General features: G+C 65.7%; 26 protein-coding genes. 13 read left to right on the top strand and 13 right to left on the bottom strand.

Annotation, left to right across the window (positions count from 1 at the left end):
* Window positions 1-89: 89 nt before the first annotated feature.
* Complete coding sequence (locus RPC_RS13065) at window positions 90-380, top strand: succinate dehydrogenase assembly factor 2 (protein WP_011473055.1); 291 nt, start codon at window positions 90-92, stop codon at window positions 378-380.
* Window positions 377-3,895 carry a transcription-repair coupling factor gene (mfd, locus tag RPC_RS13070; protein WP_011473056.1) on the top strand — a complete coding sequence of 1,173 codons (3,519 nt, stop codon included), beginning with the start codon at window positions 377-379 and terminating at the stop codon, window positions 3,893-3,895. Before RPC_RS13065 ends, mfd begins: the two co-directional genes overlap by 4 nt.
* A 64-nt stretch (window positions 3,896-3,959) precedes the next feature.
* On the opposite strand, the gene RPC_RS13075 is transcribed toward mfd, so the two are convergent.
* From RPC_RS13075 to RPC_RS13085, 3 genes are read right to left on the bottom strand one after another with little or no spacing between them, the layout of a single operon-like run.
* Window positions 3,960-5,192, bottom strand: coding sequence for a hypothetical protein (locus tag RPC_RS13075; protein WP_011473057.1), 1,233 nt, complete (start codon window positions 5,190-5,192; stop codon window positions 3,960-3,962).
* Window positions 5,193-5,241: 49 nt separating this feature from the next.
* Entirely contained in the window at window positions 5,242-6,771 is a 1,530-nt protein-coding gene (locus RPC_RS13080; protein WP_011473058.1) for an AMP-binding protein, read from the bottom strand.
* Between the two features lie 4 nt (window positions 6,772-6,775).
* On the bottom strand, window positions 6,776-8,590 hold the full coding sequence (locus RPC_RS13085) for an extracellular solute-binding protein (RefSeq protein WP_011473059.1): 1,815 nt from the start codon (window positions 8,588-8,590) through the stop codon (window positions 6,776-6,778).
* A 281-nt stretch (window positions 8,591-8,871) separates the two neighbouring features.
* Here RPC_RS13085 and RPC_RS13090 point away from each other — a divergent pair, with 281 nt between their 5' ends.
* Window positions 8,872-9,633: an invasion associated locus B family protein gene (locus RPC_RS13090; RefSeq protein ID WP_011473060.1), complete on the top strand. Its 762-nt coding sequence runs from the start codon at window positions 8,872-8,874 to the stop codon at window positions 9,631-9,633.
* A 189-nt stretch (window positions 9,634-9,822) separates the two neighbouring features.
* Here the strand turns inward: RPC_RS13090 and hspQ are convergent, their stop codons facing one another.
* The gene (hspQ, locus tag RPC_RS13095; protein WP_011473061.1) at window positions 9,823-10,155 is read right to left on the bottom strand and encodes a heat shock protein HspQ; all 333 of its coding nucleotides are present in this window, start codon (window positions 10,153-10,155) and stop codon (window positions 9,823-9,825) included.
* 122 nt (window positions 10,156-10,277) lie between these two features.
* Here hspQ and RPC_RS13100 point away from each other — a divergent pair, with 122 nt between their 5' ends.
* On the top strand, window positions 10,278-11,225 hold the full coding sequence (locus tag RPC_RS13100) for an AEC family transporter (protein ID WP_011473062.1): 948 nt from the start codon (window positions 10,278-10,280) through the stop codon (window positions 11,223-11,225).
* A gap of 9 nt (window positions 11,226-11,234) precedes the next feature.
* Here RPC_RS13100 and RPC_RS13105 read toward each other — a convergent pair whose 3' ends face one another.
* Window positions 11,235-12,437, bottom strand: coding sequence for a UbiH/UbiF family hydroxylase (locus RPC_RS13105; protein WP_011473063.1), 1,203 nt, complete (start codon window positions 12,435-12,437; stop codon window positions 11,235-11,237).
* 133 nt (window positions 12,438-12,570) lie between these two features.
* On the opposite strand from RPC_RS13105, the gene pcsA reads away from it, so the two are divergent.
* Together pcsA and RPC_RS13115 are read left to right on the top strand one after the other, a co-directional pair.
* Window positions 12,571-13,305 (top strand): phosphatidylcholine synthase, encoded by a 735-nt coding sequence (pcsA, locus tag RPC_RS13110; protein ID WP_011473064.1) that lies wholly within the window; start codon window positions 12,571-12,573, stop codon window positions 13,303-13,305.
* 88 nt (window positions 13,306-13,393) lie between these two features.
* On the top strand, window positions 13,394-14,368 hold the full coding sequence (locus RPC_RS13115) for a quinone oxidoreductase family protein (protein WP_011473065.1): 975 nt from the start codon (window positions 13,394-13,396) through the stop codon (window positions 14,366-14,368).
* 197 nt (window positions 14,369-14,565) lie between these two features.
* On the opposite strand, the gene rimO is transcribed toward RPC_RS13115, so the two are convergent.
* Window positions 14,566-15,891, bottom strand: coding sequence for a 30S ribosomal protein S12 methylthiotransferase RimO (gene rimO / locus RPC_RS13120; protein WP_011473066.1), 1,326 nt, complete (start codon window positions 15,889-15,891; stop codon window positions 14,566-14,568).
* A gap of 224 nt (window positions 15,892-16,115) precedes the next feature.
* Here rimO and RPC_RS26200 point away from each other — a divergent pair, with 224 nt between their 5' ends.
* Complete coding sequence (locus tag RPC_RS26200) at window positions 16,116-16,268, top strand: hypothetical protein (RefSeq protein ID WP_157043204.1); 153 nt, start codon at window positions 16,116-16,118, stop codon at window positions 16,266-16,268.
* Between the two features lie 4 nt (window positions 16,269-16,272).
* Here the strand turns inward: RPC_RS26200 and RPC_RS13125 are convergent, their stop codons facing one another.
* From RPC_RS13125 to pxpB, 3 genes are all read right to left on the bottom strand, one after another.
* The gene (locus tag RPC_RS13125) at window positions 16,273-17,040 is read right to left on the bottom strand and encodes a LamB/YcsF family protein (protein ID WP_011473068.1); all 768 of its coding nucleotides are present in this window, start codon (window positions 17,038-17,040) and stop codon (window positions 16,273-16,275) included.
* Between the two features lie 70 nt (window positions 17,041-17,110).
* Window positions 17,111-18,115 (bottom strand): biotin-dependent carboxyltransferase family protein, encoded by a 1,005-nt coding sequence (locus tag RPC_RS13130; RefSeq protein ID WP_011473069.1) that lies wholly within the window; start codon window positions 18,113-18,115, stop codon window positions 17,111-17,113.
* Window positions 18,112-18,846, bottom strand: a complete 735-nt coding sequence (gene pxpB / locus RPC_RS13135) for a 5-oxoprolinase subunit PxpB (protein WP_041801788.1) — start codon at window positions 18,844-18,846, stop codon at window positions 18,112-18,114. Before pxpB ends, RPC_RS13130 begins: the two co-directional genes overlap by 4 nt.
* Window positions 18,847-19,068: 222 nt before the next feature.
* On the opposite strand from pxpB, the gene RPC_RS13140 reads away from it, so the two are divergent.
* Window positions 19,069-19,773, top strand: coding sequence for a ribonuclease activity regulator RraA (locus RPC_RS13140; protein WP_011473071.1), 705 nt, complete (start codon window positions 19,069-19,071; stop codon window positions 19,771-19,773).
* Window positions 19,774-19,855: 82 nt separating this feature from the next.
* Window positions 19,856-20,263, top strand: a complete 408-nt coding sequence (locus tag RPC_RS13145) for a (R)-mandelonitrile lyase (protein WP_011473072.1) — start codon at window positions 19,856-19,858, stop codon at window positions 20,261-20,263.
* A gap of 57 nt (window positions 20,264-20,320) precedes the next feature.
* Here the strand turns inward: RPC_RS13145 and RPC_RS13150 are convergent, their stop codons facing one another.
* Together RPC_RS13150 and RPC_RS13155 are read right to left on the bottom strand one after the other, a co-directional pair.
* Entirely contained in the window at window positions 20,321-21,136 is an 816-nt protein-coding gene (locus RPC_RS13150; RefSeq protein ID WP_011473073.1) for a class I SAM-dependent methyltransferase, read from the bottom strand.
* Window positions 21,126-21,587, bottom strand: coding sequence for an Rrf2 family transcriptional regulator (locus RPC_RS13155; RefSeq protein WP_011473074.1), 462 nt, complete (start codon window positions 21,585-21,587; stop codon window positions 21,126-21,128). Before RPC_RS13155 ends, RPC_RS13150 begins: the two co-directional genes overlap by 11 nt.
* A 283-nt stretch (window positions 21,588-21,870) precedes the next feature.
* On the opposite strand from RPC_RS13155, the gene dapA reads away from it, so the two are divergent.
* The 3 genes from dapA to smpB are packed head-to-tail and all read left to right on the top strand — an operon-like array spanning window position 21,871 to window position 23,715.
* Window positions 21,871-22,761, top strand: a complete 891-nt coding sequence (gene dapA / locus RPC_RS13160) for a 4-hydroxy-tetrahydrodipicolinate synthase (protein ID WP_041801790.1) — start codon at window positions 21,871-21,873, stop codon at window positions 22,759-22,761.
* A 53-nt stretch (window positions 22,762-22,814) separates the two neighbouring features.
* Window positions 22,815-23,231 (top strand): large conductance mechanosensitive channel protein MscL, encoded by a 417-nt coding sequence (gene mscL / locus RPC_RS13165; RefSeq protein WP_011473076.1) that lies wholly within the window; start codon window positions 22,815-22,817, stop codon window positions 23,229-23,231.
* A 10-nt stretch (window positions 23,232-23,241) separates the two neighbouring features.
* Window positions 23,242-23,715, top strand: coding sequence for an SsrA-binding protein SmpB (gene smpB, locus RPC_RS13170; RefSeq protein ID WP_011473077.1), 474 nt, complete (start codon window positions 23,242-23,244; stop codon window positions 23,713-23,715).
* Between the two features lie 81 nt (window positions 23,716-23,796).
* Here the strand turns inward: smpB and RPC_RS13175 are convergent, their stop codons facing one another.
* Window positions 23,797-24,477, bottom strand: coding sequence for a uracil-DNA glycosylase (locus RPC_RS13175; protein WP_011473078.1), 681 nt, complete (start codon window positions 24,475-24,477; stop codon window positions 23,797-23,799).
* Window positions 24,478-24,501: 24 nt separating this feature from the next.
* Complete coding sequence (locus tag RPC_RS13180; RefSeq protein ID WP_011473079.1) at window positions 24,502-25,128, bottom strand: NYN domain-containing protein; 627 nt, start codon at window positions 25,126-25,128, stop codon at window positions 24,502-24,504.
* Between the two features lie 345 nt (window positions 25,129-25,473).
* On the opposite strand from RPC_RS13180, the gene rpoZ reads away from it, so the two are divergent.
* The gene (rpoZ, locus tag RPC_RS13185) at window positions 25,474-25,866 is read left to right on the top strand and encodes a DNA-directed RNA polymerase subunit omega (protein WP_011473080.1); all 393 of its coding nucleotides are present in this window, start codon (window positions 25,474-25,476) and stop codon (window positions 25,864-25,866) included.
* The last annotated feature ends 44 nt before the right edge of the window (window positions 25,867-25,910 follow it).

A 25,910-nucleotide genomic window follows, 5' to 3' on the forward strand; every position in this document is an offset into this window, starting at 1 on the left:
GCGATCAGAGGCTGACAGCGCCGCCGCCGACCGCTATAGCAGGCGCGCCCGGCACGTCCGGGCTTTCGGCGTTCAGACAGGTTGAGACAATGACAGGAACGACACGATCCAGCGGCGGCCTCGACGTCCGGCGCAAGCGGCTACTGTTCCAATGCTGGCACCGGGGCACCCGCGAGATGGATCTGATCCTCGGCCAGTTTGCCGACGCCGAGATCGGCAGCTTGACCGACGGCGAAGTCGACGAATTGGAGCGGCTGATCGAACTCACCGATCACGATCTCTACGCCGCGGTGACCGGCGACGCAGCGCTGCCGGCGCCATTCCAAGGCGGGCTGTTCGAGCGCGTCAAGACCTACGGCAATATGGACCGCGACGCATGAAATCACCGACCCGCTCGCCCGCGGAGCTGCTCGCCCCCGGACAGGCTCTGACCTTCGCCAACGTCGCCGAGAGCGCCGAAGGGCTGATCGTGTCGGATCTGGCGCGCGCGGTCGCGGCGCGGCCGAAGCCGCCGGCGGTGTCGCTCGCGGTGATCTGCCGCGACGGCCCGCGGATGCAGCAGCTGGCGCGCTCGCTGGAATTCTTCGCGCCGGATCTTGCGGTGATGCAATTCCCGGCCTGGGATTGTCAGCCCTATGACCGGGTATCGCCGCACGGCGGCGTGCTGGCGCAGCGGCTGACCACGCTGGCGCGGCTGTCGCGGCTGAAGGGCAGCGACAAGCCGCTGATCGTGTTGACCACGGTCAACGCCATCGTGCAGCGGGTGCCGGCGCGCGAAGTGATCGCCGCGCAGGCGCTGTCGGTGGCGCCCGGCCACGCGGTGTCGATGGAGTCGATCGTCGCCTGGCTCGAGCACAACGGCTACAACCGTTCCTCGACGGTGCGCGAGCCCGGCGAATACGCGGTGCGCGGCGGCATCCTCGATCTGTTTCCGGCCGGCCTCGACCAGCCGGTGCGATTCGACTTCTTCGGCGACACGCTGGAATCGATCCGCACCTTCGACGCCGAGACCCAGCGCACGCTGCTCGACATGCGCGCGCTCGATCTGGTGCCGATCTCGGAATTCCAACTGGTCACCGACACCATCCGCAAATTCCGCATGGGCTATGTCGCCGAATTCGGCGCGCCGCTGCGCGACGATCAGCTCTACGAAGCGGTCAGCGAAGGCCGCCGCTATCCCGGCATGGAGCACTGGCTGCCCTTGTTCCAGGAGCGGATGGACACGTTGTTCGACTATCTCGACCGCACGCCGATCGCGATCGAACCGCAGGGCGAGGATGCCGCGCGCGAACGCTTCAAGCAGATCGGCGACTACTATCTGGCGCGGCGCGAGGCGCGGGACATCCCCGGCGGCGGCGCGATCTACAATCCGTTGCCGCCTGACCGGCTGTATCTGGCCGAACCCGAATGGGAGAAGTGCCTGCAAGGCGTGGCGCTGGCGCGGCTGACGCCGTTCGCGGTGCCGGCCGACGACGGCCACGTCATCGATGCCGCAGCAAGGGCCGGCCGCAACTTCGCGCCGGAGCGCGCCGACGCCGCGGTCAACGTGTTCGAAGCCGTGGTCGCGCATGTGCTGGCGTTGCAGGGCCAGCGCAAGAAGGTGGTGGTAGCGCTGTGGAGCGAAGGCTCGCGCGACCGCATGGCGAGCATGCTGAGGGACCACAAGCTGCTCAACCTCACCTCGGTGAATTCCTGGCGCACGGTGCAGGCGACGCCGCGCAACGAGGCGATGCTGGCGGTGGTCGGCATGGAAGCCGGCTTCGAGACCGACAGCGTCGCGGTGATCAGCGAGCAGGACATTCTCGGCGACCGCCTGGTGCGGCCGCGCAAGGCCAGCCGCAAGCTCGACAATTTCATTTCCGAAGTGACGAGTCTCGCCGCCGGCGACCTCGTGGTCCATGTCGAGCACGGCATCGGTCGCTTCGTCGGGCTGCAGACGCTGGAGGTCGGCGGCGCGCCGCATGACTGCCTCGAGCTGCACTACGCCGCCGATACCAAGCTGTTTCTGCCGGTCGAAAATATCGAACTGCTGTCGCGCTATGGCTCCGACCACGCCCATGTGGAATTGGATCGGCTCGGCGGTTCGGGTTGGCAGGCTCGCAAGGCCAAGCTGAAAAACCGCATCCGCGAAATGGCCGGCGAGCTGATCAAGATCGCCGCCGAACGGCATTTGCGCGAAGCGCCGAAATTGGTCGTGCAGCCGCATCTGTATGACGAGTTCTGCGCACGCTTCCCTTACGACGAGACCGAGGATCAGCTCGGCGCGATCCAGGCCTCGCTGCACGATCTGGAAAGTGGCAAGCCGATGGACCGGCTGGTCTGCGGCGACGTCGGCTTCGGCAAGACCGAGGTGGCGCTGCGCGCCACCTTTGCGGTGGCGATGGAAGGCAAGCAGGTCGCCGTGGTGGTGCCGACCACGCTGCTGGCGCGGCAACACGCGCGCAATTTCACCGAGCGTTTCCGCGGCTTTCCGGTCAATGTCGGGCAGGCCTCGCGGCTGGTGCCGCCGAAAGAACTCGCAAAGGTCAAGAAGGGCATCGCCGAAGGCGCCATCGACATCGTGGTCGGCACCCACGCGCTGCTCGGCAAGTCGATCAAGTTCAGGGACCTCGGGCTGATCGTGGTCGACGAGGAACAGCATTTCGGCGTCAGCCACAAGGAACGGCTGAAGCAGCTGCGCGCCGAGGTGCACGTGCTGACGCTGAGCGCCACGCCGATCCCGCGCACGCTGCAGTTGGCGCTGACCGGGGTGCGCGATCTGTCGATCATCGCCTCGCCGCCGGTCGATCGTCTGGCGGTGCGCACCTTCGTCGCGCCGCACGATCCGTTGATGATCCGCGAGGCGCTGCTGCGCGAGCGCTACCGCGGCGGCCAGGCGTTCTATGTCTGCCCGCGCATCGAAGACCTCGCCGGTGTGAAGGATTTCCTCGACAAGCACGTCCCGGAGATGAAGGTCGCGGTGGCCCACGGCCAGATGCCGCCGACGGTGATCGAGGACATCATGTCGGCGTTCTACGACGGCAAATACGACATCCTGCTGTCGACCACGATCGTCGAGAGTGGCCTCGACATCCCCAACGCCAACACGCTGATCGTGCACCGCGCCGACATGTTCGGCCTGGCGCAGCTCTATCAGCTGCGCGGCCGGGTCGGGCGTTCCAAGCTGCGCGCCTATGCGTTGTTCACGCTGCCGTCGCAGCATCAGATCACCGCGCAGGCGGAGCGCCGGCTCAAAGTGCTGCAATCGCTGGAGACGCTCGGCGCCGGCTTCCAGCTCGCCTCGCACGATCTCGACATCCGCGGCGCCGGCAATCTCTTGGGCGAAGAACAGTCCGGCCACATCAAGGAGGTCGGCTTCGAGCTCTACCAATCGATGCTGGAAGAGGCGATCGTCAACCTCAAGGCCGGCGTGGTCGAGCCGGTCGCCGACCGCTGGTCGCCGCAGATCACCATCGGCATGCCGGTGCTGATCCCCGAAGAGTTCGTCGCCGACCTGTCGGTGCGGCTGTCGCTGTATCGCCGGCTCGCCGATCTCGACACCGACGAGGAGATCGACGCCTTCGCCGCCGAACTACGCGACCGCTTTGGTCTATTGCCCGACGAGGTGCGCTATCTGTTCAAGGTCGCCGCGATCAAGGCGTATTGCCGCCGGGCCAATGTCGAGAAGGTCGATGCCGGCCCGAAGGGCGTGGTGATCTCGTTCCGCGACAACTCGTTCGCGCAGCCGGACCGGCTGGTGTTCTTCATCAAGCAGCACGGCAAGGCCGCCAAGGTGCGCCCGGATATGAAGGTGGTGTTCCTGCAGGACTGGGAAACCCCGGAGGAGCGGCTGATCGGCACCACCGAAATCCTGCGCCAGCTCGCCAATTTGGCGGAAGACCGCAAGGCGGCGTAGGTCACAAGTTTGCCGCAACGAAAACGGCCACCGGCAAGGCTGCCGATGGCGGCGTGCGGCGCGCTCAGGATGCCGCGCGCCGGCCGTCCTGCGACAAGCGTCCAAGCACCGCACGTGCGGAGTCGTTCGGCAGCAGCGTCGCCACGGTCACGGTGGGATCGATGCGGGATTCCCGACGCGCGCTGTGCGAGGTCTGCCGCATCACGCTGGACAGCCGCCGCGCGATGGCGTGCGCGTTGCGCAGATCGGTTTCGGCGAACACCACGATGATCGAACCGTCGTCCTGCAGCGTGCCGAAATCCATCTTGCGCATCAGCCGGCTGACGATCCGCGCGGCGTCCATCAGCACGCGATCGTCGTTCTGATCGAAGGCGAACTTCGCCACCGAAAGCCCGCTGCCGCGGTCGTGCGAGTGGTACACCGCCGTGGCGAAGTCGCGATCGAAGGCAGCGACCGTCAACAGGCCGGTGCGCGGATCGAGCAGGCCGCCGGCATCGATGGATTGCAGCGTTCGACCGAGTCTGGCCTCGAAGGCATGTTGCCGGATCAGCGGCAGCGCGTCGTCCACCGCGCGCAGCGGATCGCCCGAGGCGAGTTCGAGATTGGGCAGGTCGTAGCCCGCGGTCACCCCGGGGACGGTGACCAGGATCGGAAAATTGCGGAAGCGGGCGTCCTCGGACAGCACGGTGAGGAAGGCGTCGACCACGCGCGGGCTGAAGCCTTCGCCGAGGATGATGCCGTTGAGGTCGCGTGCATTGAGATGCCTGGCGGCGCCTTCGATGCTCAGGGTCCCGACCACGCCGAGCCGTTCGCCGAGTGCCACCGACAGCGCCGGATAGCCGGAGCCGCGTCCGATCAGCAGCACCGTCGCTTCATCCAGAGGATCGGTTCGCGCCAGCGAGCCGCGGAGTTCGGGATCGGCGGCAATCCGGCGCAGCACGGTGGCATGCAGCGTCCGCACCCGCAACGCCGCGCGCAGTCGCGGCACCAGCCGATCGAACTGGCCTTCGAGCGATGCAAAGCTGATCGCATTGCGCGGCAGCGGTCCGCTCGGGTCGGTGACGATCAGCGGAATGTAGGGTTGTTTGGCGGAGATCTGCCCGGCCAGCGCGGCCATGGCGCGTTCTTCATAGTCGCCGGACACCACCACGGCCGCCGGCTGCAAGCGCTCGACCGCTTCGGCGACCTCTGACCAGGCCGCGTCAATGACTGGAAACAAGTTCGCATCCGACAGCGCCGCGGTCAGCGCCGCCGGGGTCGGGGAGGAGACAAGGATGATCGGGCCTTGATGGGACATGGACAACCGGGCACTCTGTTTGGAAGCCCCGAACCTAGCCCCGTTGCGCTTAATGCCCCGTCAACGTCGCCTGTCGATTTGAATCACTCTGTGAGGAACTGTCCCGAAACGCTTCAACCATGAGCGGATTCAGCCCCAGTTCGGCGAGCGCTTCGCGCGCCCTTGCATTGTCCTTGGCGCGTCCGGCCAGGCGATAGCCGCTGAGCCGATCCGGCAAGGCGGTCAACAGCGCGCCTTGTCCGAGCCGTTTCGCCCATTCCAACAGGTCCTGCGACAGGAATCGATAACCGCCGACGGCCATAATTCCGGCCGGCGGCGCGGTCACGCACAGGGCCCCGGTGGTACGATCGGTCCGCGCCGCATAGCCGGTGTCGACGTAGTCGGGCGGCGCGCTATCGATCTCGATCCGGTTCGAGGGGTCCGGGGCATAGGCCGCGACCGGTACCATCGGGCCCCGCAGCGCCAGCGTGCTGTTCGGCGTCAGCAAGAGTTCGCCGGCATTCGACGACCCCGCAGCACCGCGCGGGGCGCCGTGAACGCCGAGCTTGATCGGCAACGGCATGCCATCCTCGGGACGGTGGGCGGCGAGCAATCCGGCCTCGCCGAACAGATAGACGTCGGTCAGTGCGGAGGCTCCGGCGGGCCACGCCGGGCTGGACATCACCTGTTCGGGCGCGCGCCACAGCGCCATGACGTTGCGCAGCTTCGGTGCGCTCGCCAGTACGCCGTTCTCCGCCAGGCGCAGCGCCAATCCCGCCGGCGCGCTGAGGGCATCGCATTCCAGCTCAACGATCTGTTGCTCGAAACTCTCGGCGTCGAAAGGATGGTGCAGCGCCAAGCTGCCGCCGGTGAGCAGCCACACCACCAGCGACGAGGTCAGGCCGGCAAACGACGAGGGGACCATCGCCGACAGGATGGAGGCGCCCTGGGTCAGCCGGCTTTCCAGCGACAGCACCAATCCGCCCGCGATCAGGTTCAAATGGGTTCGCGGCACCGGGCGGAATCCGTTGGCGGTGACGTCGAACGAGATGATCGCGGCGCGCCGGGCGTCCTGGCGGACCGGGGCGGGTTCGGCAGGTTGGGTCATGGCCGCATCGAGCGAGGCCATGCCCTCCGGAAGATCGCTGCCGAAGCCGCAGACATGGCGGATCGAAAACGCCTCGGCGGCGGCGTCCATCGCCAGATTTGCGTGGCTGACGCCGTCGATCCGGCTGGTGGTGACGATCGCGCGTGCGCCGGTGCGGTTCAGCGCAACGGTCAATTCCGCCTGCCGCCAGAGTTGCGGCAACAGCGCCACGACCAGGCCGGCGCGGTGCGCGGCCAGGACCGTCAGGAAGAACTCGACGCAGTTCGGCATTTGAACGGCGATCACCGCGTTGGCCGGCAGCCCGGCGGCAATGAAATGCGCCGCCAGCGAGGAAATCGCCTGGTCGGCCTGCGCAAATGTGAGCCGCTGCGGCGGCTGGCCGGTGATCCTCAGCTTGTTGTCGGGATCGATCAGCGCCACGGCGTGGGGCTGGCGGGCAAGGATCCGGCGAAACAGCCCGTCGAGCGTCGGTGACGCGTTGCTCTGATTCACAGGATCACCTTTGCAACGTCGGTGGCGCGTGCCACCAGGTTTCGGGCAGATAGCCGGACAAGGCGTTGGCCCTAGGCCGTTCTATCCGATTCCAGCGGGCGATCCATTGTTCTTGCACGTTATACGCTGGAATTGCGTAGAACCTCGCCATCAGGACGCGGTCTAAGGCCCGCACTGCGGACACGAAGTCGGGGCGATCGCGCGCTTCCAGCAAGGCCGCGATCATCGCGTCGATCGCCGGGTCCTTGGCGCCCATGTAATTGCGGGTGCCCTGATTGTCCGCCGCCGCACTCCCCCAGTAGAACGACTGTTCATTACCCGGCGACAGCGATTGGTCCCAGCGGTTCTGGATCATGTCGAAATCGAAGGCCAGGCGGCGCTGGTCGAACTGCACGCCGTCGACCGCGCGGACGTTGGCTTGAATACCCGCGCGCTTGAGATCGCGGACGAAAGCCAGCGCGATGCGCTCTTGATCGCGGGTCGTCACCAGCATCTCGAAGCTCAGTTGCTGGCCGGTCGAGCGCTGCCGCAAGGCGGTGCCGTCGAGCTCAAAGCCGGCTTGCGCCAGCAGCGCCAGCGCTTGTCGCAGCGCTTCGCGGTCGCGGCCGGAGCCGTCGCCGGCGGGCAGCCGATAGCTGCCGTCGATGATCGCCGCAGGCAGCCGGTCAAGCAGCGGCCCAAGCAATTCGCGCTCGCGGGGACCGGCGGGGCGGGCATAGGCCGACAGTTCGGAGCCGGCGAAGTAGCCGGCGGAACGGGCATACAGGCCATAGAAGTAGTTGCGATTGATCCACTGGAAATCGAACAGCAGCGTCAGCGCCTCGCGGACCCTGATATCGGCGAACACCGGGCGCCGGGTGTTGAACACCAGATATTCCGAAGGCTGCGGCAGTCCGGTCTTGATCGTGTCGCGGATCACCTCGCCATGGCGCGCCGCCGGGAAGTCATAGCCCTCGTGCCAGCGCAGCGGCTCGTTCTCCACCCGGGCATCGTACAGCCCGCGCTTGAAGGCTTCGAATAGCCCGTTGGCCTCGCGATAGTAGTCGAGCCGGACCTCGTCGAAATTCCACAGCCCGCGATTGACCGGCAGATCGCGGCCCCAATAGTTCGGATTGCGGGTCAACGTCACGCTGGCGCCCGGTCGAACCGCGCTGACGCGATAGGGACCGGAGCCGAGCGGGGCGGCGAGCGAGGTTTCTTCGAAGGTCTCGACATTGACCGCGTGCTTCGGCAGCACCGGCATCAGCCCGAGAATCAACGGCAGTTCGCGGTCGCTGCTGCCGCCGAAATCGAATCGCACGGTGAGGGAATCGAGCGCTTCCGCCTTGGCGACCTTGGCGTAGTACATCCGGTGATTGGGCCGGCCCTTGTCGCGCAGCAATTGCCAGGAGAAGATCACGTCGTCGGCGCGCAGCGGATGGTCGTCGGCGAACCGCGCCCGCGGGTCGATTCGAAAGGTGACGTAGCTGCGGGCGTCGTCGGTCTCGACGCTCTGCGCCAACAGGCCGTACAGCGTGAAGGCCTCGTCATTGCCCCGTGCCATCAGGCTTTCGATGACGTAGCCGCGGATCTGCTGCACGGCGAGACCTTTGACGATCAGCGGATTGAGACTGTCGAAGGCGCCGAGCAGGCCCAGGATCAGCCTGCCGCCCTTCGGAGCCTGCGGATTGACGTAGGGCATCTGGACGTAATCGGCGGGCAGCGCCGGCGCGCCGTGCATGGCGATGCCATGGCTAGAAACTGCAGGGGCAGGATCGGCGGCCGAAGCCGCCACGGATCCGATGATCACGGCCGTGCCAGCCGCCGCGAGCCGGCTCATCAGCCGGCCGGCGGCCTGCAGCAGCGGATGACGATGTGATTCGCTGACTCCCACGGCGAAATTTTACCACAGCCGGCGGGGAGGGATCCGCCATGTCACCAGAGAGTTGTAGCCGGCATTGATCTTTTCGCCCGCCGTTGTATTGAATGCGGGCCATTGACCACGCCGCAGGTCCTGTCACGTATCCGCCCCAATTGGCACCGAGACAGCCGCCGACCGGTGAGATGTCAGCGCTCGCAATCATTTGCGGGTGCGTTACCGCTTCAGAAAGGGTCTCCGCAATGAATTTCCGTCTCTTGGCCGCGTCGGCCTTGCCGCGCGGGCGGGCTATCGCTCTGCTGGCGGCAACAATGACCGCCATGACCGTGATTCCTGCGGCGCAGGCGCAGCAGCCGCCCGCCGCTCCGAAGGCGGCTCAGAAAGCCGCGCCAGCACCGAAGGCGGCGCCCAAGGCAGCGCCCGGAGCCCAGGCGCCGGCCGTTCCGCCGGCCGACCAGCAGGTGCAGCTGATCTACGCACCGTGGACTAAGTTCTGCCTGAAGGGGCAGGATGCCAACGCCAAGCAGGTCTGCTTCACCGGCAAAGACGGCCGAATCGAATCCGGCCAGCCGGTGATCGCCGCGGTGATCATCGAGCCGGAAGGCGAGCCGAAAAAGATCCTGCGGGTCACGCTGCCGCTCGGCATGCAGCTGGTGCATGGAACGCGGGTCATCGTCGATAACAACCCGCCGGCGCAGAGCCCTTATGTGATCTGCTTCGCCAACGGCTGCATGTCGGACTACGAAGTCACGCCGGAACTGCTCGCCAACCTCAAGAAGGGCCAGAACCTGATCGTCCAGGCGATCAATTCGAACGGCGCGCCGCTGACGTTGCCGTTGCCGCTGGCGGAATTCGCCAAAGCCTATGACGGCCCGCCGACCGACCCGAAGCAGTTCGAAGAGACCCAGAAGAAGCTGCAGGAAGAGCTGCAGAAGCGCGCCGAAGAGCAGCGCAAGAAGCTCGAGGCGCAGCAGCCCGCTGCGGCCAACCCGGCGGCGAAGTAAGCCGGCCGGGGCTTGTGAGATCGCAAGAAGGGGAGCCTCGCGCTCCCCTTTGTTGTATGCGGGCGGAGTTTGTGCGGGCGGCGATGGCTGGGCAAGCGGCCGACGAAAGCGGAGCGATGCAGGATGCTATGCCGCCGCCAGGGCCGCGATCCGGCTGGCAATCCGTTCGCCAAGCCGCGCCGCCGGCAATCAGTTCAGTGACGGATTGCGCGGCCGATAGCTGCCCGATTTGTCCTTGACGAATATCTCGGCCACTTGCGAGTGGCGGATCGGCTCGCCGGATTCATCCGGCAGCAGGTTCTGCTCGGAGACATAGGCGACGTATTCGGAGTCCGAATTTTCGGCGAGCAGGTGATAGAACGGCTGATCCTTGTGCGGCCGCACCTCTTCGGGGATCGACAGCCACCATTCCTCGGTGTTGTTGAATTCCGGGTCGATATCAAAAATCACGCCGCGGAATGAGAAAATCCGGTGGCGCACGATCTGTCCAATCTGAAACCTGGCGGTTCTGGTCTTGATCATCCTTCGTCGAATAAACCAGGATTGTGGCCGATGCTAGGGGAAACCGATGAATCGTATGTCGTGTCCGCCGCGCCGAACCGCCCGCCCTGGCGCCGATAATCACGAATAACGTCGATTCATCAATGCTCGACATTCTGAACCTGGCGCTTCCCTATTTCGGCCTGATCTTTGTCGGCTTTGCCTGCGGCCGCTGGAAGCGGCTGCCGGAAAACGGCCTGGCCTGGATGAATTTCTTCCTGCTGTACGTCTCGCTGCCGGCGCTGTTCTTCCGGATCATGTCGCGGACGCCGTTCGAGGAACTCAACAACCTGCCGTTCGTGGTGGCGACCACGCTCGGCACCAGCTGCGCCTTTCTGCTGTCGGGCGCGGCGGCGCGCTGGACCGGCCGGCTGTCGCTGCGCGAAACCACGATGGCGGCATTGGCTGGGGGGTACGGCAATATCGGTTATATGGGACCCGGGTTGGCGCTGGCGGTGCTCGGCCCCAAGGCCGCGGTGCCGACCGCGCTGATCTTCTGTTTCGACAGCATCCTGCTATTCTCATTGGTCCCGCTGCTGATGGCGCTGACCGGCGACCGCGGGTCGCTGCTGTCGACGATCGGCATGGTGTCGCGCGCCATCATCTTTCATCCGTTGATCGTCGCGGCCTATTGCGGGGCGCTGGCCGCGGCCTTGCACCTGCAAGTTCCGGTCGCGGTCGACAACACCCTGCAGTTCCTGCAGAACGCCGCCGCGCCGGTGGCGTTGTTCGTGCTCGGTGTCACCGTGGCGCTGCGGCCGTTCGGGCGGGTCCCGTGGGAGATCCCGGCCGTCGTGATGATCAAGCTGGTGCTGCATCCGCTGATCATCGCCGGGCTGATGATGGCGATGGGGCCGTTCACGCCGGAATGGGCGGCGACGGCGGTGCTGATGGCCTCGCTGCCGCCGGCGCTGAATGTGTTCGTGATCGCCCGGCAATACAACAGCTGGGTCGAGCCGGCTTCGGTCGCGGTGCTGACCGGCACCTTCGTCTCGGTGCTGACGCTGACCAGCGTGATGTGGCTGATCAGGACCGGTCAGATCGCGTTTTAGTCGGCGGCTTCAATGCCGGCCGGGACGCCAGGCCAGCGCCAGACCTTCGCGCATCGCCAAGCGCCGCAGCAGGCCGACGCCGCCGAGCAGATGCATGCCGAGCGCGCGCGCCGCCTGCACCGGCAACAGGTCGCTCAGCAGCGAGCGGTTGGCGACGTCGATCGCCAAGGTGCGGCTGGCGACGTCGAGCCGGCGGGCGCTTTCGAACCGCGACAGCACCGCCGGTGCGCCGAGATCTTCGCCGGCGACGAGCGCGGCGCGCACGATTTCCGCAATGTCGGCGGCATCGCGCAGACCCATGTTCAGTCCCTGTGCGCCGATCGGCGGGATGACGTGGGCGGCTTCGCCGACCAGCGCGATGCGCTGCGCGGCGAAATGATCGGGCCGTTCGATCGCCAGCGGAAACAGGTTGCGTCCCGGCTCGACGCTCATGGTGCCGAGGATCGAATGCGATTGCCCTTCGGCGGCGGCCGACAGATCGGCGTCGCTCAGCGACATTAAACGTTCGGCGTCGTTCGGATCCGCGACCCAGACCACGCTGCAGCGTTTGCCGGGCAAGGGCACGAATACGCAGGGGCCATGCCCGGTATGAAACTCGGTGGAGATGTTCTGATGCGGCCGGGCGTGGCTGACGTTGAAGGTCAGCGCCGACTGGTTCAGCGCGCGGCTCTTCACCTTGATGCCGGCAGCCTCTCGGCAGGCCGATTTGCGCCCGTCGGCGCCGATCGCCAACGGCGCCGAGATGGTCTCGCCGGCGCGGGTGGTGACCACCGCGGTGGTTTCCTCCGGAATGATGCTTGCCGCCTCATCGTCGAACCTGGTGAGGGTGGGCAGTTCGGCGGCGCGTTCTTCCAGCGCCAGCATCAGCGTGCGGTTTTCGATGTTGTAGCCGAACGCGTCGAGGCCGATTTCATTGGCGGCGAACCGCACCTCCGGGGCGCGGATCAGCCGGCCGGTATCGTCGACCAGCCGCATCATGCGCAACGCCGCCGACTTGCCGGCGCAGCGCCGCCAGACATCCAATCGTTCCAACAGGTCGACCGAATCGCCGAGCAGGGCGGTGGTGCGATTGTCGGCATAGGGCAGCCGGCGGGCGACCAAGGCGGTGCTCGCGCCGGTCACGGCGATGGCGATGGCGGCCGCTACGCCGGCGGGGCCGCCGCCGATCACGACGACGTCGAAATGGTTCGGCTTTGCGAGAATATCATCCATGGCTCACAATTGACGCTCGCCGGGGCTTTTTCAAGCCCGCGCCGGTGCAGAATCGTCGCGTTCTGATTCGCGCGGCCGACCGCCGCGGCCCTGGATATGCAAAACTGCGGATTTCCTGATAAGCAGCCGAATAATGACCTCGCCCGGCCAGCCCGAGTTGCCGACTTCCTCGCCTGCGCGGCGCGCCGCCGCGTTCGGCGTGCATCTGTTGACGGCGCTCGGCGCCGGAATTGCGCTGATCGCGCTGTTGGAAGCGGTGCGCGAGCATTGGGCGGCGATGTTCGGCTGGCTCGGCGTGGCGCTGTTGGTCGACGGGCTCGACGGGCCGCTGGCGCGGCGGCTCGACGTGGCGCGGCTGCAGCCGGACTGGTCCGGCGATACGCTCGACCTGGTGGTCGATTTCGTCACCTACGTGTTCGTGCCGGCCTATGCGATCACCGCCAGCGGCATGCTGCTGCCGCTCGCCGCACCACTGCTCGGCATCGGCATCGTGATGAGCAGTGCGTTGTACTTCGCCGATCGTCGCATGAAGACCGCAGACAATCACTTCCGCGGCTTTCCGGCGCTGTGGAATGCGGCGGCGTTCTACCTGTTCCTGCTGCATCCCTCGCCATGGCTGGCCAGCCTCGGCATCGCGGCGCTGATCGTGCTGACCTTCATTCCTTTGCACGTGATTCATCCGGTGCGGGTGCAACGGCTGCGAATCCTCAACCTGGCGCTGATCGCGATCTGGGCGGTGCTCGCGATCTTCGTGCTGGTCGAGGATTTCAGAGTGCACCTGGCGGTGTCCGCGTCGCTGTGCGCGATCGCGCTTTACATCGGCTGCGGCGACGCGGTCATTCGCCTAGTGCGGCGCGCCCGTCGATGATCGCGATCCGCCCGTTACGGCAAGCGATTCAGTTGACAATGCTGCGACGATAGCCTTCGTTTGGCGCGACGATTTCGAGGAGGACTGGATGACGAAGGCGGTACGGGTGCACAAGGTCGGAGGACCGGAAGCCCTGGTCTATGAGGCGATCGATCTGCCGGAGCCGGGGACCGGCGAGGTCCGGATTCGCCAGCACGCCGTCGGCCTGAACTTCATCGACGTCTATTTCCGCACCGGGCTCTACAAGGCGCCGGGCCTGCCGTTCATTCCCGGCAACGAGGCCGCCGGCGAAGTGGTCGCGGTCGGCCCCGGCGTGACCAATTTTCATCCCGGCGACCGCGTCGCCTATTATTACAACCTCGGCGCCTATGCCACCGAGCGCAACATCCCCGCCGACAAACTGGTCAAGCTGCCCGATCACATCACCTACGAGCAGGGCGCGGTGCTGATGCTGAAGGGGCTGACGGTGTGGTATCTGCTGCACAAGACCTTCAAGGTCGAGCCCGGGCACCGCGTGCTGATACACGCCGCCGCCGGCGGCATCGGGCTGCTCGCATGTCAGTGGGCCAAGGCGCTCGGCGCCAACGTCATCGGCACGGTGGGCTCGAAAGCCAAGGCCGACATCGCGCTGGCGGCCGGCTGCGACCACGTCATCATCTACACCCAGGAAGACTTCGTCGCGCGGATCAAGCAGATCAGCCGCAACGAACTCTGCGACGTGGTCTATGACGGCGTCGGCAAGACCACGTTTCCGGGTTCGCTGTCCTGCATCAAGCCGCGCGGCCTGTTCGTCAGCTTCGGCAACGCCTCCGGTCCGGTGCCGCCGTTCGCGCTCAGCGAGCTCAACAACCACGGCTCGCTGTTCGCTACGCGACCGAAGCTCAATGATTATATCAGCAAGCGCTCAGAGCTGATCGAAGGCGCCGATGCGCTGTTCTCGGCGATCATCGAGGGCACGCTGCACATCCAGATCAACCACGCCTACGCACTGAAGGACGTCGCCAAGGCGCATATCGATCTGGAAAGCCGCGCCACGACGGGGGCGTCGATTCTGAAGCCGTAGAAGAAGATCGTCGTTCATCCCGGCTACACTCTTCGAGATCAGGAAACGTGCCCCGGACAAAGCACGCCACGCCCATGGGCGTGGCGTGCTGCAGAGCCGGGGCCGTTACGGAACGCGGCGCGCGTAACGGTCCCGGTTCTGCGGAGCAGCGCCAAGGCCCTGCGCCGCGCCCGGGACACGACGCCTTTCAGTTTGCTCTAAAACCCCGCGACGCTGCCGTGCAGATCGTAGGCGTCGGCGCGTTCGATCTTGGCGGTAACGATTTCGCCGACCCGCAGCGGCCGGCGGCTCGTCAGATACACGCTGCCGTCGATCTGCGGCGCGTCGGCTTTGGAGCGGCCCTTCGAGACGGTCGGCCCCACCTCATCGATGATCACCTGCTGCCGTGTGCCGACCTTGCGCTTCAGCCGCCGCGCCGAGATCTTCTGCTGCCGCGCCATCAACGCGTTCCAGCGCTCGGTCTTGACCTCGTCGCTGACCTGATCCGGTAGCGCGTTCGAGGTGGCGCCGCGCACCGCCTCGTATTTGAATGCGCCGACGCGGTCGATCTCGGCCTGCTCCAGCCAATCGAGGAGATAGGCGAAGTCGCTGTCGGTCTCGCCGGGAAAGCCGACGATGAAGGTCGAGCGCAGCGTCAGTTCTGGGCAGATCTCGCGCCACTGCTTGATACGCGCCAGCGTCTTGTCCTGCGCCGCCGGGCGCTTCATCTGCTTCAAGACTTCGGGACTGGCGTGCTGGAACGGGATGTCGAGATAGGGCAGCACCTTGCCCTGCGCCATCAGCCCGATCACCTCGTCGACATGCGGGTAGGGGTAGACATATTGTAGCCGCACCCAGGCGCCGAGTTCGCCGAGCTCTTTCGCGAGATCGTAGAACCGGGCGCGCACGTTGCGATCCTGCCACGGGCTCTCGGCGTATTTCAGGTCGACGCCGTAGGCCGAGGTATCTTGCGACACCACCAGCAATTCCTTGACCCCGGCCTTCACCAGTTTCTCGGCCTCGCGCAACACCTCGCCGGCCGGCCGTGATACCAGATCGCCGCGCAGCTTCGGAATGATGCAGAAGCTGCAGCGGTTGTTGCAGCCCTCGGAAATCTTCAAGTAAGCGTAGTGCCGCGGCGTCAGCTTGATGCCCTGCGCCGGCACCAGATCGAGATGCGGATTGTGCAACGGCGGCAGCGCGCGATGCACCGCGTCGAGCACGCTCTCATATTGCTGCGGGCCGGTGATCGACAACAGGTTGGGGTAGGCGGCTTCGATCTGCTCGGGTTCCGCGCCCATGCAGCCGGTGACGATCACCTTGCCGTTGGCGGCCATGGCTTCGCCGATGGCGCCGAGCGATTCCTTCTTGGCGCTGTCGAGAAAACCGCAGGTGTTGACGATCACCAGATCGGCGCCGTCGTGCTTGCGCGCGAGTTCGTAGCCCTCGGCGCGCAGCCTGGTGATGATGCGTTCGGAATCCACCAGCGCCTTCGGGCACCCGAGCGAAACGAAGCTGACTTTGGGCGCAGCCGCCTGGTTCATGATCTGATCTGTCCGGTTGAATGGCAGCAGCTAACCCCGATCCGGACACAATACAAGGCTGACGGGGCGGTCCGGACGGCGAAAGAAACCCCTGTGGCAAACCCGGGGCAGAGAAAAATCGCCTGGTTTTGCGCTCCGGCACGGCGTGCGCATCGCTATTTTCCCGCGCCACTTGTCTGCGGCCGGTTGGTCGTTTCCTATGCCGGAGCAGATGGAGAGCGAAGATGAGCGAGTCATCATTGGACGGCAGGTTCGATCTGCCTGGGAGTTCGGTTCCGGCGCGGCTGCGCCGGCAGATCCTCGCGCTCGTGCCTTACGCCGCGCTGGCGTTGATCGCCGCGGTGATCTTCGGCACGCTGTCGAACCATCCGTTCTGAAGAGTTAGCCGCCGGCGAACGGTGCCACCGCGATCCCGGCGGCTTTCAGCGCTTGCCGCACGCCGCGCGCGATCTCGACCGCGCCCGGGGTATCGCCGTGGATGCACACCGTGTCGGTGCGCATCTTGATCGCCTTGCCGGTGACCGAGACCACCGCGCCGTCTTGAACCATCCGCACCACGCGCGCGGCGATCTGTGCCGGATCGTGCAGCACCGCGCCGGGCTTCTTGCGCGACACCAGCGTGGCGTCGTCCTCATAGGCGCGGTCGGCGAAAACTTCATGCGCCAGCGGCAATCCGGCGGCCTCGCCGGCCTTCAGCAGCCGCGAATTCGCCAGCACCACGAAGATCAGGTTGCGATCCACCGCCTTGATCGCGGCGGCGATGGCGTTCGCGGTCATGTCGTCCTCGCAGGCGACGTTGGACAACGCACCGTGCGCCTTGACGTGGGTGACCTTGTGGCCGGCGAGCGAGGCAACCGCCTGCAGCGCACCGATCTGATACGCCACCAAATTCTCGATCTCGGCGGCGCTGAGGCCGGCGACCGGGCGGCGGCCGAAGCCGTGCAGGTCGCGGTAGCCGGGATGGGCGCCGATGCTGACGCCGCCGGCCTTCGCCAGCGCCACGGTGTTGCGCATGATGTCGGCGTCGCCGGCATGAAATCCGCAGGCGATGTTGACGCTGCTGGCGAGTTCGATCATCGCCGCGTCGTTGCCCATCTGCCAGGCGCCGAAGCCCTCGCCGAGATCGCAATTCAGATCGATCGTGGTCATGTTAGTTGTGCATTCCGCTGGATTTGAAGGGGTGTTTGCGCACGATCCGGCGGGATCGCGCGATCATGCGCTAGCCGTCGAACGCGCTGACGGCGGTGCCGGCGACATTGGCGCGGTGCAAAGCGTCGAGGTCGAGCCATGAACTGCGCGCATCGTGCACCAGGCCGGGCAGGCCGCGCAACCGCTTTGCCATGGTGCGGTACTCGGCCTGCGCCTCGGCCATGCTGACGGCCTTGAAGCGGAAACCGCGGCCGGCCTGGGTCTGTGCCAAGCGGCCGAGATCGGCGGTGATCACGGTGGCGATTTTCGGATAACCGCCGGTGGTGCCGCGGTCGGGCATCAGCACGATCGGCAGGCCGTTGCCGGGAATCTGGATGCTGCCGTTCACGGTGCCGTCGGACACCACGTTGTGGCCGTGCAGATGCGGGATGCTCTCGCCTTCGAGCCGGTAGCCCATCCGGTCGCTCGCCGCCGACACTCGCCACTCGGCATCGAGAAAAGACTGCGTGGCGTCGCCGAACTCGTCGTGTTGCGGTCCCAGCACGACGCGGATCGGCCGCTCCGATGCGGCGGGCAGCTCGATGCTTCGATCGGGCGCGTCACTGGCGAAGGGGGCGGAGATTTCGTCGCCTTGCTGCAGCGGTCGCGGATAGGGGCTGCCGAGCCCGGCGCGGGCGTTGACCGCGAGGCTGCCGAACATCGGTTCGCCTTGAATGCCGCCGTCGATCGCCAGATAGCTGAACACCCCGCCGCGCGCCACGCCGAGCGTCAGCACGTCGCCGTCCTGCAGCGTGGCAGAGCTGTTATTCGCCAACGGGCGGTCTGAAATATCGGCGGGACGCGGCGCGCCGCTGAGCGCGATGCGAACCGCACCGCGCGCCCGGAACGCCGCGCCGAGCGGGCCGATCTCGATCGCGGCGGCGAACAACGGGTTGCCGACCAGCGCGTTGGCCGCGGCGAGTGCGAGCGGGTCCATCGCGCCGCTCGGCGGCAGGCCGTAGCGTTGCGTGCCGTGCCGTCCGGCATCCTGTACCGAGGTCGCAGGCCCAACGCGGTCGACGATCAGTTTGCTCATGACGCCACCAACTCGGCGACGATGGCGCCATGTTCGGCGGCGGCGTCCTGCTCGGCGAATTGTTTGGCGTCGATCGCAAAGAATCTCACGATGTCTCCTGGCTCCAAGAGAAAGATCGGTTCGCGATGCAACTGATAGGTTCGCACCGGAGTGCGCCCCAGCAGATGCCAGCCGCTCGGGCCGGGCAGGCACTGCACGCCGGCCTGTACCCCGCCGATCGAGATGGTGCCGGCGGGCGTCAGCAGCCGCGGGCTTTGCCGCCGCGGCATGGTCAACGAAGGATCGAGCCCGCTGAGATAAGACCAGCCCGGCGTAAAGCCGATCATCGCCACCCGGTAATCACCGGCGACGTGGCGCCTGACGACCTCGTCCGGCGAAAGTCCGAGCGAGCCGGCCACGTCGTCGAGATCGACGCCGTAGTCGCCACCGTAGCACACCGGAATCCGCCAGTGTCGGATCGTCGCCGGGGAAGGTTGCGAGGACGCTTGCGCCAGCGCGGTGAGTTGTCCCCCGAGCGCGTCGAATCCGATCTGTTCGGGATCGTAGTGCACCAGCAACGAGCGATAGGTCGGCACGGTTTCAATGACACCGGCGATTGGCGTATTGGCCAACGCGCGATCGAGTTCAAGCACGCGTTCACTGGCACGCTGATCGATCTCGCGGCCGAACTCGACGGTGATCGCGGCGTCGCCACTCGGCAGGATGCGGGGCGGGGAAAGGGGTGTGACCATAGCCTCCAAGCTCATAGGTATGAACGTCTCATAGCGGGTTTCATCGCCGAGTAAAATTCACATCGCGCGGAGCGTTGCTGGGCATAAACTCGCCCGCGACACCGCGATAAACTCCGCTGATGGGTGGTTGGTTTCACAGCGCAGTTGCCTGTTTGCGTGGCTTGACGCCGCATCTCTCAGCAGCAAGATGCGGTTACAGTTCATCTCATCGGAAGCTCATTCATGTCGTTGACCGCCGAAGCCAAAGCCGTTCTTGCTCGCGTCTCCACCGCGACCATCACCACCGTGCTGTTGAAGAAGGGACTGCGCAACGTCTGGATGCGCGGCGCGCGTCCGCTGCGTCCCGGGCAGGCGCGTTTGGTGGGTGAAGCGTTCACGCTGCGCTTCGTGCCGGCGCGCGAGGATCTGGCGACGCCGGCGTCGTGGTCGTCGCCGATCTCCACCCGCACCGCGATCGAAGCGATGCCGGAGGGCTGCATCGCCGTGGTTGACGCGATGGGCGTCAGCGACGCCGGCATCTTTGGCGACATCCTGTGCGCGCGGATGGCCAAGCGTAACGTCGCCGCATTGATCACCGACGGCGTGGTGCGCGATCTCGAAGGCGTGCTCGGCACCGGGCTGCCGGTGTGGTGCAATGGCGCAGCGGCGCCGCCCTCGGTCGCGGGCCTGACCTTCGTCGGCTGGGGCGAGCCGATCGGCTGCGGCGGCGTCGCGGTGTTTCCGGGCGATATCGTGGTTGCCGATCAGGACGGCGCGGTGCTGATCCCGCAGGCGATGCTCGAGCACGTGCTCGCCGAAGGCGAAGAGCAGGAACGGATGGAAGGCTGGATCGTCAACGAGGTCAACGCCGGCGCGCTGCTGCCGGGCCTGTATCCGATGAACGACGCCACCAAGGCGCGCTACGCCGCCTGGAAGGCCAAGGGTTAAACAAAGGCTGACCGGGCGCGTCAGCGCTCGATTCAATCAAAAACAAGCGCGGCCAATCATGGCCGCGCACCGGGAGGGCACCATGGAGATCTATCAGGCCGGTTCGCGGCCGACGCGCCGCGCGCCGCCGGAGTATTTCACCGGGACCGTGTGGCAGGATGCGATCGTGGCGGCGCCCGCGCCGGCCCGTTTGATGGCGACGAGGGTGGCGTTCGAGCCCGGCGCCCGCACCAATTGGCACACCCATCCGCTCGGCCAGACGCTCTATGTGGTCGAGGGCGTCGGCCGGGTGCAGCTCGACGGCGGGCCACTGCGCGAGATCCGTGCCGGCGATACGGTGTGGATCCCGCCCGGTGAAAAGCACTGGCATGGTGCGGCGCCCGGCAACAGCATGACCCATATCGCCATGCAGGAGGCGCTCGACGGCAGCTTCGCCACCTGGCTGGAGCAGGTGTCCGACGCGGAATATAACGCTAACGCTGAAGCTTAGCCGAAACTGCTGATCGGCATTGTGATCCGGGTTGCGCCCCCCGGGTGGGGGCGCTTGCTAGCGTCGGCGCGCGGTCGCGATCAGCGCCGTCGAGGGAATGGGCAGCACGTCACCGACGCGGTCCTGCTCGGCACGGGAGCGCATTTCACCGAGCACTGCGACGCGCTGCTCGGGGGCGAGCGTATTCCAGGCCGGTATCAGCTCGAACAGCCGGTCGGCGTCATCGAGCGCGGCAAGCTTCAATTGGGAATCATGCGTGATCTCCTCGATCGACGGTTCGGCAAAACCGGCGTCGATCATCGCCGCGGACAAGCGCTGCGGATCGGACAATTCGATCATGCCCGGAAACGGTCGCGGCGGCGCCAGATCGGGATAGAGCGCCTTGCGGAGCTGCGACAACAGCAGGTTCGTCGCGGCGCCATCCTCATCCTTCCAGACCGCCACCACCGCCGATCCTCCGGGTCGCGTCACCCGCGCCATCTCGCGCAAGCCGGCGCGCCAATCGGGAAACAGCATCACGCCGAATACCGACAGCACCGCGTCGAACGAGGCATCGGGCAGCTCCAGCGCCTGACCGTCCATCTGCCTGGCCTCGATGTTCGGCACGCCGTGCGACAGAACCCGCTGCACCATTCCGGCCGAGAAATCGATCGCCATCACCTGCGCACCGGTCCGGGCCGCCGCCAGCGCCACCGCGCCGGTTCCGGTGGCAATGTCGAGAAGCCGGGTGGATCGATCCAGCTGAAGCGTCCGCAGCGCGGCCTCGGCGAAATAGGAGGTGAAGGGCTGCGCCTGCGCTTCGTAATCAGCGACGAGCTTGTCCCAGTAGCTCGGATCGACCGGCTTCATGTTGGTGGATTCATCATGCCGCATGGATTTGGTCCTCGAGGGTCTGGCCGTATTTGGCGAGCCGCTGTTTGAAATCCTTGGCGAGAACCGCGAGCGTGACATCGCCGAGCTTCGCCATGAAGGCGGTCTCGACCTCGCGAAAGGCGCCGTCGAGGGCGTGATTGACCGCTTGTTCGACAAGACAGCCGGGGCTTTCCGTCCGGTGGCCCATGGCGAGGATGGCGGGGGCGCCGACGGCGCGATAGATGTCGGCCAATGTGATCGCGGCGGGATCGCATGCGATCGTCCAGCCGCCGCCATGCCCCTTTTCGGACCGCACGAAGCCGGCATCGCGCAGCCCCGCCATGATCCGGCGGACGACGACGGGATTCGTCATCATCGCCTTGGCGAGGTGCTCCGACGTGGTCGGCTGTTCCAAGCCGATCATGTGCAGCAGCACGTGGAGCACGCCGGACAATCGACCATCTCGTTTCATGTAACTTCATATATTGCATGAAATGATGGATGTCCAGACCGCGGCGAGACGGTGATCGCCCCGACTTGTCCTCAAAAGCCTGCTGATCGATCGCAGCGGTTCATTCCGCTATCCGAGCCATCGCAGCTCGGGGTGCCGTCAGAACCGCTCGCGGCCCCTCGAACGGATCGCCGGGAGGCCGCCGCGGCCCTTTCGCGCAAGCTCCGGACCCGGTATGAATTGCTTTGAAAATAGTCAGGCGCGGCGTGTTCTTTCGAGGCCGCGCCGAGTCAGGAGAACAGCTTTGGCCACCACCACCGCATTTCGGGGCTCTTTCACCGCCCTGGTCACGCCTTTCAAGAATGGTTCGCTCGACGAAGAGGCGTTTCGCAAGCTGGTGGACTGGCAGATTTCCGAAGGAACCGCCGGCCTGGTGCCGGTCGGCACCACCGGCGAAAGCCCGACGCTCAGCCATGCCGAGCACCACAAGGTGGTGGAATGGTGCGTCCAGGAGGCCAAGGGCCGGGTCCCGGTGATCGCCGGAGCCGGCTCGAATTCCACCAAGGAAGCCGTCGAACTGGCCCAGCACGCCGAAGCCGCGGGCGCCGACGCGGTGCTGGTGGTGACGCCGTATTACAACAAGCCGACCCAGGAGGGCATGTATCTGCACTTCAAGGCGGTGAACGATGCGATCGGCATTCCGATCATCATCTACAACATCCCGCCGCGCTCGGTGGTCGACATGTCGGTCGACACCATGACCAGGCTTTACGAATTGAAGAACATCGCCGGCGTCAAGGACGCCACCGCCAATCTTAGCCGGGTGTCGCAGCAGCGCCACGCCATGGGGCCGGATTTCATCCAGCTTTCCGGCGAGGACATGACCGCGCTGGCCTATATGGCGGCGGGCGGCCATGGCTGCATTTCGGTGGTGTCGAACGTGGCGCCGAAGCCCTGCTCGGACCTGATGATCGCCGTCGCCAAGGGCGACTATGCCGCCGCGCTGAAGATCCAGGACCGGCTGGTGCCGCTGCACGACGCGGTGTTCAAGGAGCCGGGCGTCTCCGGCGCCAAGCACGGGCTGGCGCTGCTCGGCCGCATCCAGGAAGAGGTGCGGCTGCCGCTGATCCCGGTCACCGAGCCGACCCGTGCGGTGATCCGCAGCGCCATGATCCACGCCGGGCTGATCAACTAGGGCGTCCGATTGGCGAATGTCGCGACGGCCGGGCTTCTGAGCAAGGATTGCGGATGCTGAAAGAATTCCGCGAATTCGCGATGAAGGGCAACGTCGTCGATCTCGCGGTCGGCATCATCATCGGCGCGGCGTTCGGCGCGATCGTGTCGTCGCTGGTCGGCGACATCATTATGCCGCTGATCGGCGCGATCACCGGCGGGCTCGACTTCTCGAACTACTTCACCGGGCTGTCGAGCGCGGTGACCGCCACCAACCTCGCCGATGCCAAGAAGCAAGGCGCGGTGCTGGCCTGGGGCAATTTCCTGACGCTGACGCTCAACTTCCTGATCGTCGCCTTCGTGCTGTTCGTGGTGATCCGCTTCATGAACAGGTTGAAGCGCAACGACGCCGAGAAACCGGCGCCGAAGCCGAACCCGGAACAGGAATTGCTGACCGAGATCCGCGACATCCTGAAAACCATGCGGCGCTGATTGGAATTTTATGGCCGAGAAGAACGAACGTCCGATCAAGGTGATCGCGGAAAACCGCAAGGCGCGGTTCAATTACGCCATCGAGGACACGCTGGAGGCCGGCATCGCGCTGACCGGCACCGAGGTCAAATCGATCCGCAACGGCAAGTCGACGATCGCGGAATCCTATGCCGATCCGAAGGACGGCGAGATCTGGCTGATCAACGCCAACATCCCGGAATATCTGCAAGCCAACCGGTTCAACCACGAGCCGAAGCGGCCGCGCAAACTGCTGCTGCACAGGAAGCAGATCAACAAGCTGATGGGCGCGGTGGAGCGCCAGGGCATGACCCTGGTGCCGCTGAAGATGTACTTCAACGAGCGCGGCCGGGTGAAGCTGCAACTGGCTTTGGCCAAGGGCAAGCAGCTGCACGACAAGCGCGACACCGAGAAGAAGCGCGATTGGAGCCGGGAAAAAGGCCGCATCATGCGGGCGCGGGGCTGAGCCGGTTTCTGGGCCGGCGTCGGGAGCCCGCGGCCATCCTTCGAGACGCCCGGCTTCGCGCTACGCGCTCAGCCGGGCTCCTCAGGATGACGTTTTGCTCATGGCGCGCTTTGGTTTGTCGCCATCGAGATCAGCGCGCACTTTTGCAAACACCTCGCGGAACATCTGTGGCGTCAGCACCCGGGTGTTGGTGTTGTAGCGCGAGCAATGATAGCTGTCGTACAGCGTGCGGGCGCCGGCCGTATGCACCGCGCCGTGGCCGAACGGCGCGGCGGAGGCGCGCAGGCCGAGCGCTTTGACCGTCGAGTCGTGCGCCACCCGGCCGAGCGCCACGATGGCGGTGAGCCGCGGCATGGTCTCTAACACCGCCGAGAGAAACTGCCGGCAGGTGTTGATTTCGACCGGCCGCGGCTTGTTCTGCGGCGGCACGCAGCGCACCGCGTTGGCGATCCGGCAGTCGACCAGCCGCAAGCCGTCATCGGGTCGCGCCTGATAGACACCTTTCGCAAAGCCATGCTCGATCAGCGTGGCGTAGAGCAGGTCGCCGGCAAAGTCGCCGGTGAACGGCCGGCCGGTGCGGTTGGCGCCCTGCACGCCGGGGGCGAGCCCGACGATCAGCAATGCCGCGTCGGGATCGCCGAAGGTCGGCACCGGGGCATTGAACCAGTCCGGCGCGCGGGCCCGCACCGCCAGTCGATAGTCGACCAGCCGCGGGCACAGCGGGCAGTTCCGGTCGGGTTCGCTTCGCGCGATGGCCATCATCGGCCGCCGGCCGAGCCGGCTCGCTCAGTCCTCGAACTCGTCGTCCTCGACGCGCGGCGCCGTAGTGGTGGCGCGCTGCAGGAACTGCGGGGTGTGCCGCGGCTCGCGCGGGGCAGGGCGTTCCGCCGGGTCGCGGCCGAGCTTGGACTGCAATTCGACCAGATCGGTGAACACGTCGGCCTGGCGGCGCAATTCGTCGGCGATCATCGGCGGCTGGCTGGAAATCGTCGAAATCACCGTGACACGGACGCCGCGGCGCTGCACCGCCTCGACCAGCGAGCGGAAGTCGCCGTCGCCGGAGAACAGCACCATCTGGTCGATGTGCTCGGCCAATTCCATGGCGTCGACCGCGAGCTCGATATCCATGTTGCCCTTGACCTTGCGCCGGCCCGAAGCATCGATGAATTCCTTGGTCGCCTTGGTGACGACGGTATAGCCGTTGTAGTCGAGCCAATCGATCAGCGGCCGGATCGACGAGTACTCCTGGTCCTCGATGATGGCGGTGTAATAGAACGCCCGCACCAGGGTGCCGCGGCTCTGAAATTCCTTGAGCAATCGCTTGTAATCTATGTCGAAGCCAAGCGTCTTCGCGGTGGCATAAAGGTTGGCTCCATCAATGAAGAGCGCGATTTTGCTGCTAGCAGAGGACATCAAGTTTTCTCACGGTGCGTTTGTTGTTAAGGGTTTTTGGCGCGGCAAAGTCCGCGACGCATTTCAAAGTCGCGTTTGTGGGCATAAAATTCCCGGCCGGCCGACACAGTCACCACCGTCGGCCAAACAACGCAAGCCAGGTGAGTGTATACTTTTGCGCGGCCAATACAGGCGTTTTGTTGTCCTCTGCAAAACCAAAGTACTTTTTGTCGCAGCCGTGGGTTGAGGGGGCCGGCGGCCTTGCAGAAGACCCAAATGGCAAATTGGTTCTTGCGGAAACCCCTAACCCCCTATACCTAGCGGTCATAACCCGCATATTCGTCCCATTTAACGGAGCGACAGTCGATGGCGCGCGTCACCGTGGAAGATTGTATTGATAAGGTCGACAACCGGTTCGACCTGGTCCTTCTGGCTGCGCACCGCGCCCGGATGATCTCGTCCGGCTCGCAACTGACCATCGATCGCGATAATGACAAAAATCCGGTCGTTTCGTTGCGGGAGATTGCCGAGGAGACCATCTCGCCCGAGGATTTGCGTGAAGAACTGGTGCATTCGCTGCAGAAATTCGTCGAAGTCGACGAACCCGAGCCGGATACCGTGCCGCTGATCGGCTCCGCCGGGGCCAGCGTCGACGCCGACGACACCGAGGTGGCGCCCGAGCGGATGACCGAGGAAGAGCTGTTGAAGGGTCTGGAAGGCTTGGCGCCTCCCGAGGAGCAGCCCGAGGAAGACGAATAGCCGAGCCGCTGTTCTCTCGTGCCAATGGATTTGACGGCCCGGAC

Origin of the sequence: Rhodopseudomonas palustris BisB18, assembly GCF_000013745.1 — a bacterium.
In the GTDB taxonomy this organism is placed as follows: domain Bacteria; phylum Pseudomonadota; class Alphaproteobacteria; order Rhizobiales; family Xanthobacteraceae; genus Rhodopseudomonas_A; species Rhodopseudomonas_A palustris_F.

Coding starts and splice junctions, on each gene's coding strand:
- RPC_RS13065 (WP_011473055.1), top strand. CDS start 90: ATGACAGGAACGACACGATCCAGCGGCGGCCTCGACGTCCGGCGCAAG.
- mfd (WP_011473056.1), top strand. CDS start 377: ATGAAATCACCGACCCGCTCGCCCGCGGAGCTGCTCGCCCCCGGACAG.
- RPC_RS13075 (WP_011473057.1), bottom strand. CDS start 5,192: ATGTCCCATCAAGGCCCGATCATCCTTGTCTCCTCCCCGACCCCGGCG.
- RPC_RS13085 (WP_011473059.1), bottom strand. CDS start 8,590: ATGAGCCGGCTCGCGGCGGCTGGCACGGCCGTGATCATCGGATCCGTG.
- RPC_RS13090 (WP_011473060.1), top strand. CDS start 8,872: ATGAATTTCCGTCTCTTGGCCGCGTCGGCCTTGCCGCGCGGGCGGGCT.
- hspQ (WP_011473061.1), bottom strand. CDS start 10,155: ATGATCAAGACCAGAACCGCCAGGTTTCAGATTGGACAGATCGTGCGC.
- RPC_RS13100 (WP_011473062.1), top strand. CDS start 10,278: ATGCTCGACATTCTGAACCTGGCGCTTCCCTATTTCGGCCTGATCTTT.
- RPC_RS13105 (WP_011473063.1), bottom strand. CDS start 12,437: ATGGATGATATTCTCGCAAAGCCGAACCATTTCGACGTCGTCGTGATC.
- pcsA (WP_011473064.1), top strand. CDS start 12,571: ATGACCTCGCCCGGCCAGCCCGAGTTGCCGACTTCCTCGCCTGCGCGG.
- RPC_RS13115 (WP_011473065.1), top strand. CDS start 13,394: ATGACGAAGGCGGTACGGGTGCACAAGGTCGGAGGACCGGAAGCCCTG.
- rimO (WP_011473066.1), bottom strand. CDS start 15,891: ATGAACCAGGCGGCTGCGCCCAAAGTCAGCTTCGTTTCGCTCGGGTGC.
- RPC_RS26200 (WP_157043204.1), top strand. CDS start 16,116: ATGAGCGAGTCATCATTGGACGGCAGGTTCGATCTGCCTGGGAGTTCG.
- RPC_RS13125 (WP_011473068.1), bottom strand. CDS start 17,040: ATGACCACGATCGATCTGAATTGCGATCTCGGCGAGGGCTTCGGCGCC.
- RPC_RS13130 (WP_011473069.1), bottom strand. CDS start 18,115: ATGAGCAAACTGATCGTCGACCGCGTTGGGCCTGCGACCTCGGTACAG.
- pxpB (WP_041801788.1), bottom strand. CDS start 18,846: ATGGTCACACCCCTTTCCCCGCCCCGCATCCTGCCGAGTGGCGACGCC.
- RPC_RS13140 (WP_011473071.1), top strand. CDS start 19,069: ATGTCGTTGACCGCCGAAGCCAAAGCCGTTCTTGCTCGCGTCTCCACC.
- RPC_RS13145 (WP_011473072.1), top strand. CDS start 19,856: ATGGAGATCTATCAGGCCGGTTCGCGGCCGACGCGCCGCGCGCCGCCG.
- RPC_RS13150 (WP_011473073.1), bottom strand. CDS start 21,136: ATGCGGCATGATGAATCCACCAACATGAAGCCGGTCGATCCGAGCTAC.
- RPC_RS13155 (WP_011473074.1), bottom strand. CDS start 21,587: ATGAAACGAGATGGTCGATTGTCCGGCGTGCTCCACGTGCTGCTGCAC.
- mscL (WP_011473076.1), top strand. CDS start 22,815: ATGCTGAAAGAATTCCGCGAATTCGCGATGAAGGGCAACGTCGTCGAT.
- smpB (WP_011473077.1), top strand. CDS start 23,242: ATGGCCGAGAAGAACGAACGTCCGATCAAGGTGATCGCGGAAAACCGC.
- RPC_RS13175 (WP_011473078.1), bottom strand. CDS start 24,477: ATGATGGCCATCGCGCGAAGCGAACCCGACCGGAACTGCCCGCTGTGC.
- RPC_RS13180 (WP_011473079.1), bottom strand. CDS start 25,128: ATGTCCTCTGCTAGCAGCAAAATCGCGCTCTTCATTGATGGAGCCAAC.
- rpoZ (WP_011473080.1), top strand. CDS start 25,474: ATGGCGCGCGTCACCGTGGAAGATTGTATTGATAAGGTCGACAACCGG.